The organism is Vibrio neonatus (genome assembly GCF_024346975.1).
GTDB classification, from domain to species: Bacteria; Pseudomonadota; Gammaproteobacteria; order Enterobacterales; family Vibrionaceae; genus Vibrio; species Vibrio neonatus.
Window position 1 is genome coordinate 602,092 of the sequence record NZ_AP024886.1, and the last position, 16,366, is coordinate 618,457.

Below are 16,366 nucleotides of genomic sequence, written 5' to 3' on the forward strand. Positions count from 1 at the left end.
CGAAATAGTGACCTTGATCATCTATTTTTATCTGCTTAACCGTTTCAGCTTTAATAATTAACCGATTCAGCATATCATTCAAATAAAAGTAGCGATTAATCTAAATAAATATGATCTACTGCACAATTTACTAGGAATTGAGATGACCTTAGAAGAAATTGCCAAGCTGGCTGGCGTATCAAAAACCACAGCAAGCTATGTGATAAACGGTAAAGCGAATAAATATCGCATTAGTGAGAAGACGCAGCGCAAAGTGATGGCGGTTGTGGACGAGCATCACTTTCAACCGGACCACGCGGCATCGTCTTTACGAGCGGGTAATAGCCGCTCATTTGGCTTAATCATTCCCGATCTAGAGAACGGCAGTTACGCAAAATTGGCAAAATTGCTGGAGCAAAATTCAAGAAAAGCCGGCTATCAGATCTTAATTGGTTGCTCTGACGACAACCCAGTGACGGAGCGTGCATTAGCTGAAGCTTTGTTGAGTCGTCGAATAGACGCGCTATTTGTGGCAACGTCTATGCCTCAAGCAAACGAGTTTTATCAGGCGCTTTTGAACAAAGGGACGCCAGTAATCGCGATAGACCGTTTGTTAGATGATGAAGTGTTTAGCTGTGTGGTCAGTGAAGATTTTGAAGCGGCGCTGCAACTCACCCAATCCATTATGCATGAAGAGGTGACAAGCCTTGGTATCGTGGGCGCACTGCCAAATTTACCCGTTTCACGACATCGTCAATCGGGCGTTGAAGCGGCTCTTAAAGGCAGTTCGGTATCAATCAGTTTTGCCTACGGAGAGCACTTCTCAGCAAACGAAGGAAGATTGTTAGCTCAGCAGTGGGTGGATAATGATTGTGTTCCTGATGCGATTATCTGTACCTCTTATACCTTGCTCGAAGGGGTGTTGGATGTGGTGCTGCCGAACCCTGAATTGGTCAAGCGACTGAAAATTGCCACCTTTGGTGATAATCGGTTATTGGACTTTATCCCAATCAAAGTCAACGCCATGGCGCAGCGTTTTGAAGACATTGCTGACAGTGCATTAGCATTAGCACTAAACGCCAGTGCAAAACGTTATGAACCGGGTGTTGAGTTGATTGAGCGTGCTTTAAAAGTGCGCAACCAACCAACGTAATAACTTATTCAACGCAAAATGCCTTGTTTTGTAAGGTATCTATGATGAGCTGTTTCAGCCATTGATGAGCCGCGCTATTTAAGGTGCGTTTGTGTTCAATAAGATAAACGCTAATCGCCATTTTAGGCTCATTTTTTAGCTCATAAACCGGCGCTAGGCGCTGCTTAAAATTATCAACGCTGCGTAGTGTATGCGTTGATATCAATAGCTTATCTGAGTCTTGCATGGCATCGACTAATGTATTGAGCTGACCACTTTTAAAGACCACATCTCGCTGTAATCCCTTCGTTTCTAGATAAGTGTCGATGGGGTTGTGCTCACCAAATACTGAACGAATGTCTAAGTTCAAATCAACAAACTGATACTTTAAGCAATTTTGCAACGTTACTTTTTCTTGCAAGGTTAGAGGGTGATCGAGCATGCCATAAAATACCGCATGGGTATGTCCGATAAGCTCACTGGGAAATTCTTCGGTGTTGTTGGGTTTTTCAATGTGGATTGAAAAGTCGACTGCTTGCTCTTTAAGTAATGCAGTAGGATCAAGAGACGCTGAGTATTCCACCAGACTGGCGTTTGGCGCGTGACGCATCAACTCTCTAATTAGCGGTACCGATAATTGTCGGCTCATCAGTGGCGGTAGCGAAAGCCTGAATGTTTGGTTACAGCTTTGCGGAGAAAACTGAGTGCTATCAATAAGCGAGTTGATAGACAGCAGTATTTCATTGAGCGGCTCTTGCAATGACAGCGCTTTTTCTGTGGGTTGCAATCCGGCTGATTCACGATAAAAAAGTGGATCATCGAACAAGTCTCGTAACCGTTTTAAGGTTCGGCTCATTGCAGGTTGAGAGAGAAACAGCATCTCTGCCGCTCTAGAAACATTTTTCTCTTTTAATAGCACACTTAAAGAGACTAAGAGGTTTAAATCTAACCGTGATAACTGCTGCTCTAACGTCTTCATGATATCCACTTAAATCATAGTAATTAATCATATGGTAACGATCTATGAATATGACTATAGAAGTGTTTTTGACAGTTTGCCTAGTTAATTTCAGGTCAACGACAAAGCGTATTTATACATAGAACCAAGCATTTACCATGTTTTTGATTGTTGAATAGACTCTTGTATAAGCGTAATAAACTGCTGATAGCGACTAGGAAGAGGGCGATCTTTTTTTGAAATCAAATACAGGTCATCTTCCACATTAGTCTTGGCTTGGTGAACATAGAGATCGGGATAAAAAGGCGAGGAGTGCACAGCGCTTAAAGGCAGAACGGTAAAACCAATCCCTTGTGCGACAGGGTATAAAATTTGGCTTAACTGATTGATATAAGTCACGCGCTTTATAGTCGGTAATGACAGTTCACTCAGCTCTGAGTTTCCACACTCTTGCAAATACTGCGCTAAATATTGTTCAGCATCAGGGTGTTCAACAAGCCCTAACTTTTGCAATGCGTCGGCATTGATTGGTGCTTGCGCGTAGCTTTTAGGCAACACCAGACATAAAACTTCAGTGCCAATTTTAGCCACCTCAAATTCAGCTTGGTTTGGCACTTGAGTCACAAGCCCAATCAAAGAATGCCCCTGCTGAACATGCTCACAAATTCGTTTGTTAGGCGCAGATTCAACACTGATACTAAGTTGGTCGTATTGGGATTGTAGTGTGATGAACTTAGGATAAAGCCACTGCGCCAGCGCACCTGAACAGGCCAGTTTAATACTACCGCTATACGGATCATCGGTTTTTAACGCAGTAAGAAGATGCTGCTGCTGTTCAATCAATTGGCAAGCATATTCATACACAGTATTACCTTGCTCAGTCAACTCAAAGCTTTTGCCTTTTTTGATCAAAAGCGGCGCACCGCAAGCTTGCTCTAATTTTTGAATATGCTGAGTCACCCCAGGTTGGGTCATAAACAGCGCCTCAGCTGTGCGGGTAAAATGATTCACTTCTACCAAGGTTTTAAAGGTTTTTAGCCAGCTATTGTTGAGCATGTTAATAACATTAAGTAATGAATTTGTAGTTAAATCATAATTTAATGTTGAGGGGATGCAAGGCGTGATTGAACTAAATTGTTTATTAACTTGTTTATTTATCTATCAGGCCTAAACGCTTATTTTAATCTATGAATGGGATAGCTCATATCCGGTTCAACATTATTAAAGGTAGCAAATCTGATGAGCTCAGCGTTGAACGCTTCCATAAACTCATCATGTCTTTTTAGTGATGGTTCAATAAATAAGTTGATGACGTTTAAGGTGGATGTTGCTTTGTTGATCTTGCAATCGACTCTTGCCACGAGGCGGCCATCCCACAGAACGGGAAGACAAAAGTAACCAAATTGCCTTTTTGTAGCAGGGGTATAGCATTCAAGAGTATAGGCGAAGTCAAACAGATGTTTGGCTCTTGCCCTTTGAATGACAAGGTTATCGAATGGTGACAGGATTTTTGCCTGTTTGCGTTTCAACTTATTGTTTAATAACTCAAGAGATGAAGATGTCGTGAAATAGCGTTCATTTTTTACTAAAACCTCCACTATCAGGCCTTCTTCTTTCAATTCAACTAGGGCTTTGCTGACCTCTTTTTGTACTCCTTTTAGTAGATAGGTGATTTCCTTGAGTTGGCCAATACCATGAGCTTTAAGGAAGTTTAAGATCAAAAATCGGGCATGTTCTTTAGAGGTTGGTATCGAGGTGTCGATATGTGTAGGAAGCACTCTTTCGGTCAGATCGTACACCTTATGGAAGTTTTTTCGCTCGGTGATCATCAGATCGCCTTGCATATACAAGTTTTCCAACGCTTGTTTGGTTGGCTTACTTTCCCATCCTGTATGTTTGTTGCAATTGGATTGAAAATCTTTTGCCATCGACGGCCCTTCATCTTTGATACGGGCAAGTACCTCTGACATTATTTGCGGGCTTTTCTTGAACCAGTGCGTATGTTTACCCGATTTTATGGCAAGTTTACGTGGTAACGTGAATCGATAATCTTTCATTGCAAGATAAGACGCGGCATGTGACCAATACTCGAAAACAATCTTTTCTTTGACCATTTGCTGTAAATTATCAAGTTGATAGTCACTATTACGACTCCAAAGGACATGATGGTGGGCTCGTTGTACAACCGATATGGTATCTATCTGGATATAACTTAAACGCTCTGCAACTTGAACTGATTTGCTGTAGGCGTTACCGACTAACGGTTGAGCAAGTAATCCCTGCGACAAAAGTGCCAATTTCTGGGCTTGGTGTAGTGACAGTGTTTCCATTGGCCTCATTCACATATTAGGTAAAGGGATGTTCTTCTGAGATTATAAGTAATTTATAAACAAAGAGGGGCAGTGAAATATTATTGGACACCTTGATTGGATATCAAAGCTCAGGATCCAAGAGACTATATCTTCAATTTTGGTTTGATTTCCGTTTAAAAGGAGCATCTTGCAAATCGTTGTCGCCGCTGTTTTAACTTTGGATATGGTTGGTGAAACTGGTAGGCAGTCAATTCCTATTTCCTGCGATTCATTTCTCATAGCATGACTCATCTCGATTTCAGATCATAGGAATGATGATTGCTATAACTCTATACGCAAATAACAGCAACGCAATAAAGTGCCTGATATGATCAAATTATCAGGCATTACATACACTAATTCACCTTCATTATTTATTAATTTAGCACCTTATATAAATTCATTTTTGTGATTGAAGACAAAATAACCATCTATTTAGCTAGATGATTGTCACATTTATAATTTGGTTTAATGTACTTAAAATCTAGTTTGTGGAAATATTGCGCCATCAGTCAACCAGCTATAAAGAACAAAGGAATTAGATATGAGTAACAATCTAAAAAACCTAGACCAATTATGGTCAAGCTCTTTAGCTTGGTACACCAACGACTATAAAATCTCTATTCTTCCTGCATCAATGCACTCCTAACTTCTTTGATTAGAAGCTTTCTTAGTTTCTAATGATCTGTTTTATACAATCAAAAATATTAATTCATAATCATTGAATCAATTTTTAATAAATTGATGGCTGATTAGTATTAATAAAACTTCTATTCTAAAAACAATAAGAGAAATAATAATGACCAATATTATTAACACTGAAAAAGCGCCATTGGCGATCGGCCCTTATGTGCAAGGTGTCAACTTTGGCAACCTAGTCATTACCTCGGGTCAGTTGCCGATTAACCCTGACACGAAAGTGATGCCAGAGGATGTGGCAGAGCAGACTCTACAGTCACTAAATAACGCGCTGGCAATTATCCAAGAGGCAGGTTTAACTGCGCAAAATATTGTCAAAACCACAGTGTTTGTAAAAGACTTAAACGATTTCCCTATAGTGAATAAAACTTACGGTGAATTCTTTGAGAAGCACAATGCTAATTTTCCTGCTCGCTCTTGCGTTGAAGTAGCTCGTCTACCTATGGATGCAAAAGTTGAGATAGAAGTAATAGCAACAAAATAAATATAATTAATTTACTTCCATTCTTTTTTAAAACGTGAATTTAAACATGGCAGGACATATGAGTCTTTTTGTCATGTTTTTTAATCCCTACATTCTGGAAATTAAAATGAAAAAATATAATAAAATATTATTATTGAGTGCAGGTCTAGTAATGTCTAGCCATGCAATGTCTGCCACTATTTACCAAGATGAAGTTAATAAAGTAGATATCTCTGGTGCATTCTTAGCGGATTACTGGCAGCCAGTACACTTCTTGGATCATTACTTTAATACTAGCCGTACTACTATCGGAATTGCTATTGAGCGTCAAATGGGCAATGGCTGGTCTGGTGATGTGAAATTAGAGTGGGATACACTGCTTAATCCACCATCAAATAAGATTGGTGATACAGGGCACGATCAATTCCGTAACCGTTTAGGTTATATCACCATTAATAATGAAGACTACGGTAGCCTACGTATCGGTAAACAATATTCGGCTTACCATGATGTTGCAGGTTATATGGATAACCTAATCGTGTTTGATCCAGATGCAACGCCACTATTTAGTGACGGCAAAGACGGCGGTTTCCTAGCAACGGCACGTGGTGACAACCTAGTGGTATACCGTAAAAGCATCAGCGGCTTAAACCTTTCTGCGCAATACGGTTCTAATAACGTGTCTAACGTGGCTGGTACGCTGGAGCGTGATAGCAACATTGCTGTTGCTGCTAGCTACGACTTTGAGTTCGGCCTAAGCGTCGGTGCGACTTACATGCAAAACAACATGGATGGCGCATCGGCCGTGCTTAGCGGCGATGATACGCAGCAATTAACCACATTGGCGGCTAAATATACCCATAAAGGTTTGAAAGTTGCTGCCGCTGTCACTGACGGTAAAAAAGCACACGAAACTGACTTATTAGGCTATGGCTTTGATGGCACTGCGCCAACGGGTAAAGCGAACGAATATGCCGATGCACTAGGTTACGATATGTACGCTCATTACTACTTCGGTATCGGCATTCGTCCTTATGTATACCTATCTCACGTAGACTTTGATGATAGCGATGTAAATATTGACGGTGAACGTAGTATCTATTCTTTAGGTTTGAGTTATCATGCTACTCCGCAGCTGATTATCTCAGGCGAAGTTAGAAAAACCGAAGAAGATAATCTAGGTGCGGGTAAACAAGAGGATACTCTATCTGGTTTAACAGTTATCTACGCATTCTAACTGCGGTTTAAGTAAGGTGTAACAACAATGCAAGGCGTTCTTTCAATACAATCTCATGTTTCTTTTGGTCACGCTGGCAATAGCAGCGCGGTTTTCCCAATGCAGAGAATGGGATTAGAAGTTTGGCCGATTCATACGGTTCAATTTTCTAATCACACGCAGTATCCCCAAGGTTGGAAGGGGAGTGTGTTTTCTGCTGATGACATTAGTGATGTCGTCCAAGGGTTGAGTAATATTGGAGCGTTAGAAAAATGCCAAGCGGTGCTGACTGGTTATCAGGGCAGTGCTGAGCAGTGCAATGCAGTAGCCGATGCTGTTACCCAAACCAAGCTAGCGAATCCTGATGCACTTTACGTCTGCGATCCTGTGATGGGGTCGCCAGAAAAAGGCTGTATTGTTGCATCAGGTGTGGCAGAGCATTTGTTAACTCGTTTGATGCCTATGGCCGATGTAATCGTACCTAATCAGTTTGAATTAGGGCAATTTGTTGGCATGGAAATCAATAGCTTGTCAGATGCGGTCAGAGCGTGTCAAAAAGCACTGACCATGGGACCAAAAATAGTATTGGTTAAGCACATTTATTGTGTGTCTGATGACAAGTTTTCCATGATGTTAGCCTATGAAGGCCAATGCTATTTAGCACAGCGCCCTCAACTTGATTTTGAGCGAGCATTGGTTGGAGCAGGTGATTTGATTTCATCTGTTTTCACTGCCGGCTTAGTCAAAGGTTGGCATCCAACAACTGCGTTTAAACATTGTAATGAAGCAGTTTATGGTGTGGTTAAACAGACCAAACAAGCCGACGAATGGGAATTGCAAATCATTGCCGCTCAAGATGAGTTTATTACCCCAAGTGAATCGTTTGATTTGATTGAGTGTGATTAATCATAATTTCGATAGTGTTTCTATAAATGTGGGGTGTATTTCGCACCGAATAGGAACATTCGAATAGCTCTTGAATAGTGTGAGTTTTTAAGAAGTTATCAATGTTAGGTTTTGATGGCTTCTTTTTATATGTAGACCAAATGATACTTTTAAAATATGACCACCTGCGTTACCTACAGCATCCATTCAAACGAACAAGATACCCCATTATATTAGCTCTTATAGAGGTGCACCCTCTGTCAAATTCGAGGCAACGCATCGAGTTTATTTATCAGTTAGGATAATACGTTGGCTTTGTAACGCTTAGTTCTTAATTTCTATGTATTTTTGTAATAGTGTTCTCTATGGTACTTAATAAAACGGATATCAACTTTATGAACTTTAACTTGTGTAAGTTCACCAGGTAATCCTATTAATGTGAAATCATCTGCGATAGTGAATCCGCCATTGTCAAACATAACGTGGTGATTTGGGCACAAACATAAAATATTATGCTCACTATCAGGGCCATTATGAGGCTCTCCTAGTGGTTTAATATGAGCAGCTTCAGCATAGAGGCCAGCACTAGTTTCTATTGCTAACCCGCAAACCTGACATTTGTATTTATGCCAGTTCTTCACATTTAGCGCTTTCTGATAATCACGTACAATCTTGTTAGAGCTCGATGACTTTCTTTTAGGGTCTACATAATCAGCTGGCGGTTCATTTACTTCAGTCGTTGGGGCCGATGAATCGAAAGAGACTAATCTGTAGCGCCAAATAATATAGCCAGCTTTACCTACTTCTTTCCAATAATCTTCTACCAGGTATAAACCTGAGTACTGATACCCAGATTTAGGACTATATTCACTCTTATGATTGTGCCCCCTTACAACTCGGACAGGCAAAGATTCGGTTTTACTTTTTGCTAGGGAGAGATTTACAGAATCTAAAGTTTGGTCGGCAACTTGTTTCTTTTTAGAGTTTTGGCCTCCAGCCCCAGTGTAAATAATGACATCACCGAAATCTTCATCATCCTCATATCCACCGGATAAAACGATTGAATCTGAACCTACATATTTTGAGCCACTTATTCCGGCTACTGTTGGACCGTGAACTCCGGCTTTTGAGAGTAAATCGCGATTATTAAATTTATCTCCGACCTTCACATCCGGAATATGGCCAAATATTCTTTTTTTCACGGAACCTCCCAATACAAAACGTTCTTGATCGTTTCTCTACTTGTTTAATTTTCATTTAAGCTACGATAAATTATTGGAATAAAATGCATATACGTAACATTCAGTTAGCATTGTGTCTTAACACAATAATAATCCTGCTTATTATCTTAGAGTAGAATAGCATTAATCTTTTTATTAATAATTACTTACTGTTTATTGAATTGAAAAATGAGATTGGGCCCTAGACAAAACATACCATTCTCATACTTAAACTGAATTTAGCCCTAATATGCATGAACCCCCAAATTCTAGAGATTAGAGTGCCAAGCAAATTTGGCCGCATAGTTCATGGTTGGGTAATTTGGTGTAGTGAAAAGTAAGTCAAATGCCCAGCAGAAGGTTGTGCAGAAAAACTAGCTTAAAACATAATAGCTCAACGACGTGCTGTGCAAACTCACACCAACACGTCTCTGAGCCCAACCTACCTCGGCGCAATTCCTCGCTAAGAAAGCTGCTTCGTAAAGAACTCAAGCGTACGGGACCAAGCTAATTCCGCTTCTTCTTTAGCATATCGGCCGGTTGAATCGTTGTGGAAGCCGTGGTTTACGCCTTCATAGATGTAAGCGGTGTATTCTGCGTTAATCTTTTTGAGCTCGGCTTCATAGTCCGGCCATGTTGCATTTACGCGTTTGTCGATGCCGGCAAATTGGATCAGTAGCGGTCCTTTTACATTCTTTCTTAAATCAGGCGCGGCAGGTGTGCCGTAAAAAGGGACACCTGCATTTAGCTCGTCTGGCATTACGGCCGCTAACATATTGACGATATAGCCGCCAAAGCAAAATCCGACTGCGCCTAGTTTTCCGCTGCTTTTATCATGAGTTTTCAAAAAGTTGGCAGCGGCGATAAAGTCTTCTTCAATTCGCTCTTTTGATAGAGATTTTTGCATCACTCGGCCTTCATCGTCATTGCCTGGATACCCGCCAAGGGAATAAAGTGCATCGGGTGCAAACGCAATAAATCCTGCGGCGGCAAGTCGTCTTGCAACGTCTTTGATGTATGGATTTAGGCCTCTATTTTCATGGATAACCAATACAACTGGTAACTTGCCATCGATCTCTTTTGGCACGACTAAGTAACCTTGGCCTTCTCCATGACCTTTAGGGGATGGGAACTTCTCGTAGGTGGCTTTAATGGATGGGTCGTTAAAAGAGACTTGTTCTGCTTTGGCGTAGTTAGGAATCAGCGCAGAAGTTAATGTTGTCATGGTTAAGCCAAGTACAGCCAGTCCAGACAGGCGAGCCATAAATTCTCTGCGATCAATTAGGCCGTGTGCATATTCGTCATACCAATCAAATGCTTCTTGAGGAATCGTTCTAGTTGCTGTTGATTGAGATTCGGGATTTTGATTCATAACCTTTCCTTGTTGTGAGTTGTTAAACCAAATAACTATAGTAGATTATTGAACGATCGCTCAATAATATTTTAAAATGTTTGTAACAACAAAGCGCCATATGTCGATGACAGTAAAACAAAACTCTGGCACAGCGCTTGTGAGGCCTCATGTTTAGGCCCCATGTTTAGGCCTATGTTTCTTGCTGAGTGTATTGGATAGAAGCACCTACAACATCCGCTGTATTGTTACAAATCATATACTTGTGATCTGCTTGCTTCTCGCTGATATCTACTTCTGTAAAATGGTTAAACGTCATTAAATTTGTTCGTAAACCACGCCATTGTTACTTGTTGTTAAACAAATGGAGCTTGATTAACTATGAAAATGATCTTTGTTGATGCTGAAAATGTTGGATTAAAAGCATTGGAAAAACTTACGGCTTCTGTAGTAGATAAGGTGTTCGTTTTTTCTAAATCTCACTCAGTTAAATTGGTGTGTGAAAAGTCGCTGTATTTGTTTTTAGATGATTATCCTAATGGGTCAAATCAAGCGGATTTTTATATTGTTGCTTATCTATCGAGGGTGTTGTCAGCTCTAGATAAGCGACAATTGGGATCAACTCATTTCGAGTTATACAGCAATGACGAAAGCTTAATATCTGCGTTTGAATTTCAGTGTGAGCAATTGGGATCAGCATGTAAAAGCATTCGAACTAGAGAGCAAACTGTGGTTCCTATCCTTAAACCACAGCCACTGAAGTCTAAGTTGTCAAAGCCCACTCTGGCTATATCTAATCAATCCAAGTCTAATTCGCCTGAAGAAAAGATGCTCAAAGCATTAACCTTTCCCCGCACTTTAGATCCAAGCTTGCAGAAGCAATTAGACTTATCTCAATCTGATTTTACTAAAGTGATTAATACACTTCGATCCACGCAAAAAATTAAACGGACCGAAGAATCGAAGAAAAAGTGGGTACGATGCTAGCGTTCATTATCTGAAATCTGGTCCCTTTCGCTTGAGAGTTAAAGACAACTGAATACTTTTTATTACAAATAACCACGCGCAGTCGCTGAGCTTATGAGTACACTTTACTTTGTGGACAGACTGCGTATTAACTGCCTTTCTATACTCCATTTTTATCGTTGTATACATTGCTATATGACGCACTCAGCATTGATAGCACTATAGTGTTATCAGACATCATTTTATAAAAAGGCAATTAAGTGGGAATTTTGGAATTTGTTTTGCTGTTTATGGCAGGTGTTGTGGGCGGCGTGATGAACTCCATTGCCGGTGGTGGCAGTTTTGTCACTTTTCCTGCGTTAATGCTCAGTGGTGTGCCGCCGATCATGGCAAACGCCAGTAATACATTGGCGTCGACAGCGGGCTATCTGAGCGGCGCTTATGCTTTTAAAGAAGACATTAAAAAAGATCGCGCCAATTTACCTAAGATCGTACTGCTCAGTATTATTGGTGGAGGGTTAGGGGCGTGGTCGCTGATGCGCGTCGAAGAGCACACCTTTTTAAAAGTGATCCCTTGGCTATTATTGTTTGCCACTGTGCTGTTTATTGTTGGTCCTCAATTTAATCGATTTTTGCAGACGTTAGCCGCTCGATATAAACACGCCTCTAAAATAGGACAAGTTTCGATTTGGTGTGGGCTATTGATTATTGCTACCTATGGCGGATTTTTTAATGCTGGGCTAGGCATTATTTCTCTGAGTTTTTTGGTGATTGCGGGTTATCGAGACATTAACACCATGAATGGCGTTAAGCTGTTGATCTCTTGTGGTGTTTCTTTGACTGCGATTGTCATTTTTATGCTACAAGGCGCGATTGATTGGCCGGCCACTATGGTGGTGTTAGTCGGTACCTTGGTGGGAGGATATTATGCGGCGCATATATCAAGGCGTTTACCACAGATATGGGTTAAAAATATTGTGGTGGTGATTAGCGTGTCTATTACTTGCTACTTTTTCTACAGTACCTATTTGTAAACAAAGATATAAGCCAACACATAAACAAGCTGGATTTTAATCAGGTTTATCATCATCGAAGGTTTTCACCTGAATATGCTAAACTGGCATATGATTAATGGATTAAAGTTATTGCTAATTATGCCAACAATAAGTACTAAAAATACGTTAGTTATCTTACTAGCAACCCTATGCTTAATGGCGTGTAATAGTGACGGTGGAAGTGACAGCGGTAGTAGTGAAGACGTTGCCGATCCAGAAGTTCCAACAAGCCCTGAAACTACTCCTGAAACCAGCCCATCATCAGCACTTAACTTGCCTGAAACTCATTTTAATTACTCTAATATCGAGCTTCCCGAACATTATTTGGTGAACGATTTTCCAGCGGGCTTTCAGTTTCAGCGCGCGGCTATCAATATGGATAATCAGCCCGATCACAACTTAACTACGGATGCGGGAGCAACGTTAGGCAGAGTGTTGTTTTACGACATAAAACTGTCTGCGAATGGAACCGTTTCGTGCGCTTCATGCCATATTCAAGAAAATGGTTTCTCCGATCCTAAAGTATTAAGTGTCGGTTTTGCTGGCGGTGAAACCAGAAGACACTCTATGGGATTAACCAATGCCACATTTTACTATTCAGGAAAGTTTTTTTGGGATGAAAGGGCGGATTCATTAGAAGAACAAGCGTTGATGCCTTTTCAAGATCCTGTAGAAATGGGGCTGGTGTTAGCTGAGTTAGAAGAGATTGTCGGAAATCAGGATTATTATCCTGCATTATTTGAAGATGCCTTTGGCGATCCGACCATTTCAAGTGACAGAATCTCACGAGCATTAGCTCAGTTTATTAGGAGCATGGTCAGTACCACGGCAAAGTATGATATTGCCAGGCAAGATGTAAGCTCACCAATAAGAGATTTCCCTCAATTTACTGAGCAGGAAAATCTGGGTAAAGCGTTATTTTTCTTACCGCAAGAAACTCGAAATGGCGACATGGTCAATTGCGCAGGATGTCATATATCCGAAGCCTTTGTTGGTGTTGTTCCGCTTGAAAATGAGGTATTAGCGACCACCATTGGCACAAATAACGGGCTTGATCTTGTATCAACCGATGATCTGGGTGTTGCTGAAACGACTTTACTAAGAAAGGATGAAGGTAAATTTAAAGTCCCATCTTTGCGTAATATTTCGGTTAGAGCGCCCTATATGCATGATGGTCGGTTTGCAGATTTGGATGAAGTTATTGAACACTACAGTACCGGTATTCAAAAGCATCAGAATTTATTGAGCCCATTGTTAGGCAGTGATGATGAACCTATTCGTTTTGATTTTACTGATGAAGAGAAGTTAGCTTTAATTGCGTTTTTAGATACGCTGACCGATCAAAGCATGTTGAGCGATGAAAAATACAGTAATCCTTTTGTAGAGCAATAATATTGGCAGGTATCAGGGGTTCTTATTTTCATTGTTAATTTGAACGCAATAAAACAAAAGGCTTAGTCGCAGACTAAGCCTTTATAGTATTTGGTTAGCAACAACAGTTATGCTTCAGCAGTAGAGAGCATGCTGTTATCTGTACCACAGTCGTTGGGTACGTAAGCATCAGCTTTAGGATCGTTTTCCCAAATTTCACCGTCAATCAAGTAGCGAAATTGGAATTGTTCATTTTTTGGAAAACGAGTTTTAAAGTTGAACGCCTTCTTTGCTTTGCTGTATTTCATGGCAACAGGTTGCCAATCAGTAAAATCACCAGCTATAGCAATAGATTGCTCTGCAGATTTTGGCCACTCGAACGTTACTTCAACTTCATCCTTAGTCTTGAAAAATCGTTTTTTCAGCACGGTTGATATTCCTTATATATGTAAATCAATGCTTACTCAATTTTCATTGATTAAAATATGAACTTCAAGTTTTTTTGTATTTTTATAAGTTATCTTTAACAATCTGTAACTCGCGGTGACTGTTTTGTAACTGATGCTGTCGTTTTGTCATATTTATAAGCGAGAACCGCAAATGCCACGTGCTCATCATCACAGTTTATTTGAGTAACCTTGTATGATGAAAAAGGAGGGCTTCTTCGGAAAATAGCGCCGTTAAATTGCTAGGGGGCTTGTCGCAAATTTACTTTTTGCAGTGAAATTTAAGTATGCAACTATGCGTCCTATTTTTCGATCTCAAACAATTACGTATGGTTTATAGTTGCATTGTTAATTTTCTAACAAAACTTTGTCAGTGCCAGTTTATGCCCTTATTACGAAGGGATATGTTCTGTGCTCAACAGCGAAACGCAACTACAAGGCGCTATCTATATTGTCGCCTTCACCGGTAAATCAGGTAATAGTATGACCCGAATAAAAGAATTAATCCCATTAATAATAATAGCAATAGTCGCTGTAATTTTATGGCAAGTGCAACCACCAAGTGGATTGAATGTAACGGCGTATCATACGGCAATCGTCTTTATTGCCACCATTGCAGGTATTATTTGTAACGTATTACCGACAGGGGCAACTGCGCTAGTTGGGCTGACGGCTTTTATTCTACTTGATCCTACAGGTGCGGGCTCTTCTAAAGGTGCATTGACGATTGCTTTGCGCGATTTCAATCATCCTCTGATTTGGCTTATTGTTATTGCCACTTTACTGGCGAAAGCATTTGCCACTACAGGATTGGGTGAGCGTATTGCATTGCTGCTTCTGAGTAAGTTTGGTCAATCGACTTTACGAGTAGCATATTGCCTTGGCGTTGCCGATTTCTTAATTGCACCGGGTACACCCTCAAATACAGCGCGTGCCAGTATCATGGCTCCAATTGCTGATTCTTTGGCAAAAGTCATTGATAAAGACGACAAGAAATTAGGTCAATTTCTAATTTCATCATCGTCTGCGATGAATGATGCATCCGCAGTTGGCTTTAGCACGGGTTTTGCGGGCAATGCGGCCTTGGTGGGTATTGCATTGAGCGTAGCGGGTGTGACTTTAGATTTTGCCACTTGGTCTGAATATCTATTGGTTCCGGCATTAGCATTATTGATCAGCATTCCTTTTGTTCTGTATAAAACCATTTCTCCTGCAACTAAAGAGACGCCAAAAGCGCCTGAGTTTGCTAAACAAGAACTGGCGAAACTAAAAAGCACAACGGCGCCAGAGTGGATCTTGCTCGGCACCTTTATCGCTATGATCATTATGTGGGTGACAAAACCATTTGGTATGTACACCACAGTAGCGGCGTTTATTGGTTTGTCAGTATTAATTATTACCAATGTGCTTAGCTGGAATGATGTTAAAAATAACTCTGCAGCTTGGGATACGTTCTTTTGGTTTGCCACTCTGATGGGTATGGCGAACAATTTAAAAGGTACTGGATTTTCTACTTGGGTAGGGCACAGCGTTGCTCATGCATTGAAAACCGGTATGGTGGGTGCGTCACCAACACTATTTTTAATGGCAATGATGGCTCTTTATCTGATTAGTGCGTACTTATTTGCATCTGGCACTGCAAAAGTAATGGCGTTAGGCCCTGTAGTGATTGGCGCGTTGATGACACTGGGTGTTTCACCAATTATAGCTGTTTTAGCTGTTGCAGGTATTACAAACGTAGGTTGTAACCTATCTACCTATTCTCACGCTCGTAACCCTATCATGATGGGGTATGGCTATCATACTAGTGCGGAGTGGATGAAGATTGGTTTGGTGATTGCTATCAGCTCGGCGGTTGTATTCATGTCAACGGGGATGGTTTGGTGGTCAATATTAGGTCTGTAATGGCTTGATCTAGCCTATAGATTTTATATTTGATGCTCTAAAAACATAAAACGCCAGTGGGGGATCACTGGCGTTTAGTTTTTTGAGCAGTAGTACATTCATTATTACTCATATTCACAATTACATTGATAGGTCGCTCGCCAAACTAAATTTCGCGAGTGCTGCATGGTGTTTAACAGTTCTTTTCCCGTGATCTGTGGGATTGCAAGTAACACTCTAAAATCTAGCCCAGAATCATCTGCCTGATAGGCGCGAACATGGGTGAATGTTGTACGCTCATTTTTTTTAAGCATGGCACTATTAATGCAAATGCCAAATGAGTCTTTATTCATGCCAAAAACCTCCTTTTATGAAGCCGTTGTCATAATA

General features: G+C 40.6%; 16 protein-coding genes. 8 read left to right on the top strand and 8 right to left on the bottom strand.

Annotated features, from left to right (window positions below; translation table 11 throughout):
• Positions 1-142 precede the first annotated feature (142 nt).
• Positions 143-1,132 carry a catabolite repressor/activator gene (gene cra / locus OCU38_RS15040; RefSeq protein WP_261824331.1) on the top strand — a complete coding sequence of 330 codons (990 nt, stop codon included), beginning with the start codon at positions 143-145 and terminating at the stop codon, positions 1,130-1,132.
• A gap of 4 nt (positions 1,133-1,136) precedes the next feature.
• On the opposite strand, the gene OCU38_RS15045 is transcribed toward cra, so the two are convergent.
• The 3 genes from OCU38_RS15045 to OCU38_RS15055 all read right to left on the bottom strand — a co-directional run bounded on the left by OCU38_RS15045 (position 1,137) and on the right by OCU38_RS15055 (position 4,399).
• A complete protein-coding gene (locus OCU38_RS15045; protein WP_261824332.1) occupies positions 1,137-2,090 on the bottom strand; it encodes a LysR family transcriptional regulator in 954 nt (317 codons plus the stop codon).
• Positions 2,091-2,222: 132 nt separating this feature from the next.
• Positions 2,223-3,125, bottom strand: coding sequence for a LysR family transcriptional regulator (locus tag OCU38_RS15050; RefSeq protein WP_261824333.1), 903 nt, complete (start codon positions 3,123-3,125; stop codon positions 2,223-2,225).
• A gap of 119 nt (positions 3,126-3,244) precedes the next feature.
• Entirely contained in the window at positions 3,245-4,399 is a 1,155-nt protein-coding gene (locus OCU38_RS15055) for a winged helix-turn-helix domain-containing protein (protein ID WP_261824334.1), read from the bottom strand.
• Positions 4,400-5,219: 820 nt separating this feature from the next.
• On the opposite strand from OCU38_RS15055, the gene OCU38_RS15060 reads away from it, so the two are divergent.
• The 3 genes from OCU38_RS15060 to pdxY all read left to right on the top strand — a co-directional run bounded on the left by OCU38_RS15060 (position 5,220) and on the right by pdxY (position 7,704).
• The gene (locus OCU38_RS15060; RefSeq protein ID WP_261824335.1) at positions 5,220-5,603 is read left to right on the top strand and encodes a Rid family detoxifying hydrolase; all 384 of its coding nucleotides are present in this window, start codon (positions 5,220-5,222) and stop codon (positions 5,601-5,603) included.
• A 106-nt stretch (positions 5,604-5,709) separates the two neighbouring features.
• Positions 5,710-6,819 carry a porin gene (locus OCU38_RS15065; protein WP_261824336.1) on the top strand — a complete coding sequence of 370 codons (1,110 nt, stop codon included), beginning with the start codon at positions 5,710-5,712 and terminating at the stop codon, positions 6,817-6,819.
• Positions 6,820-6,846: 27 nt separating this feature from the next.
• Complete coding sequence (pdxY, locus tag OCU38_RS15070; protein WP_261824337.1) at positions 6,847-7,704, top strand: pyridoxal kinase PdxY; 858 nt, start codon at positions 6,847-6,849, stop codon at positions 7,702-7,704.
• A 317-nt stretch (positions 7,705-8,021) separates the two neighbouring features.
• Here pdxY and OCU38_RS15075 read toward each other — a convergent pair whose 3' ends face one another.
• The 3 genes from OCU38_RS15075 to OCU38_RS15085 all read right to left on the bottom strand — a co-directional run bounded on the left by OCU38_RS15075 (position 8,022) and on the right by OCU38_RS15085 (position 10,573).
• The gene (locus OCU38_RS15075) at positions 8,022-8,885 is read right to left on the bottom strand and encodes a YDG/SRA domain-containing protein (protein ID WP_261824338.1); all 864 of its coding nucleotides are present in this window, start codon (positions 8,883-8,885) and stop codon (positions 8,022-8,024) included.
• A gap of 481 nt (positions 8,886-9,366) precedes the next feature.
• Positions 9,367-10,275: a dienelactone hydrolase family protein gene (locus OCU38_RS15080; protein ID WP_261824339.1), complete on the bottom strand. Its 909-nt coding sequence runs from the start codon at positions 10,273-10,275 to the stop codon at positions 9,367-9,369.
• A gap of 172 nt (positions 10,276-10,447) precedes the next feature.
• Positions 10,448-10,573, bottom strand: a complete 126-nt coding sequence (locus OCU38_RS15085) for a hypothetical protein (RefSeq protein WP_261824340.1) — start codon at positions 10,571-10,573, stop codon at positions 10,448-10,450.
• 62 nt (positions 10,574-10,635) lie between these two features.
• On the opposite strand from OCU38_RS15085, the gene OCU38_RS15090 reads away from it, so the two are divergent.
• From OCU38_RS15090 to OCU38_RS15100, 3 genes are all read left to right on the top strand, one after another.
• Positions 10,636-11,241 (top strand): hypothetical protein, encoded by a 606-nt coding sequence (locus tag OCU38_RS15090; RefSeq protein ID WP_261824341.1) that lies wholly within the window; start codon positions 10,636-10,638, stop codon positions 11,239-11,241.
• A gap of 269 nt (positions 11,242-11,510) precedes the next feature.
• Positions 11,511-12,254: a sulfite exporter TauE/SafE family protein gene (locus OCU38_RS15095; protein WP_261824966.1), complete on the top strand. Its 744-nt coding sequence runs from the start codon at positions 11,511-11,513 to the stop codon at positions 12,252-12,254.
• Between the two features lie 120 nt (positions 12,255-12,374).
• Positions 12,375-13,667: a cytochrome-c peroxidase gene (locus OCU38_RS15100; protein ID WP_261824342.1), complete on the top strand. Its 1,293-nt coding sequence runs from the start codon at positions 12,375-12,377 to the stop codon at positions 13,665-13,667.
• 107 nt (positions 13,668-13,774) lie between these two features.
• On the opposite strand, the gene OCU38_RS15105 is transcribed toward OCU38_RS15100, so the two are convergent.
• Entirely contained in the window at positions 13,775-14,074 is a 300-nt protein-coding gene (locus tag OCU38_RS15105) for an isoamylase early set domain-containing protein (protein WP_261824343.1), read from the bottom strand.
• 429 nt (positions 14,075-14,503) lie between these two features.
• Here OCU38_RS15105 and OCU38_RS15110 point away from each other — a divergent pair, with 429 nt between their 5' ends.
• Positions 14,504-15,997 (top strand): anion permease, encoded by a 1,494-nt coding sequence (locus OCU38_RS15110; RefSeq protein WP_261824344.1) that lies wholly within the window; start codon positions 14,504-14,506, stop codon positions 15,995-15,997.
• A 104-nt stretch (positions 15,998-16,101) separates the two neighbouring features.
• On the opposite strand, the gene OCU38_RS15115 is transcribed toward OCU38_RS15110, so the two are convergent.
• On the bottom strand, positions 16,102-16,329 hold the full coding sequence (locus OCU38_RS15115; protein WP_023403087.1) for a hypothetical protein: 228 nt from the start codon (positions 16,327-16,329) through the stop codon (positions 16,102-16,104).
• Positions 16,330-16,366 lie beyond the last annotated feature (37 nt).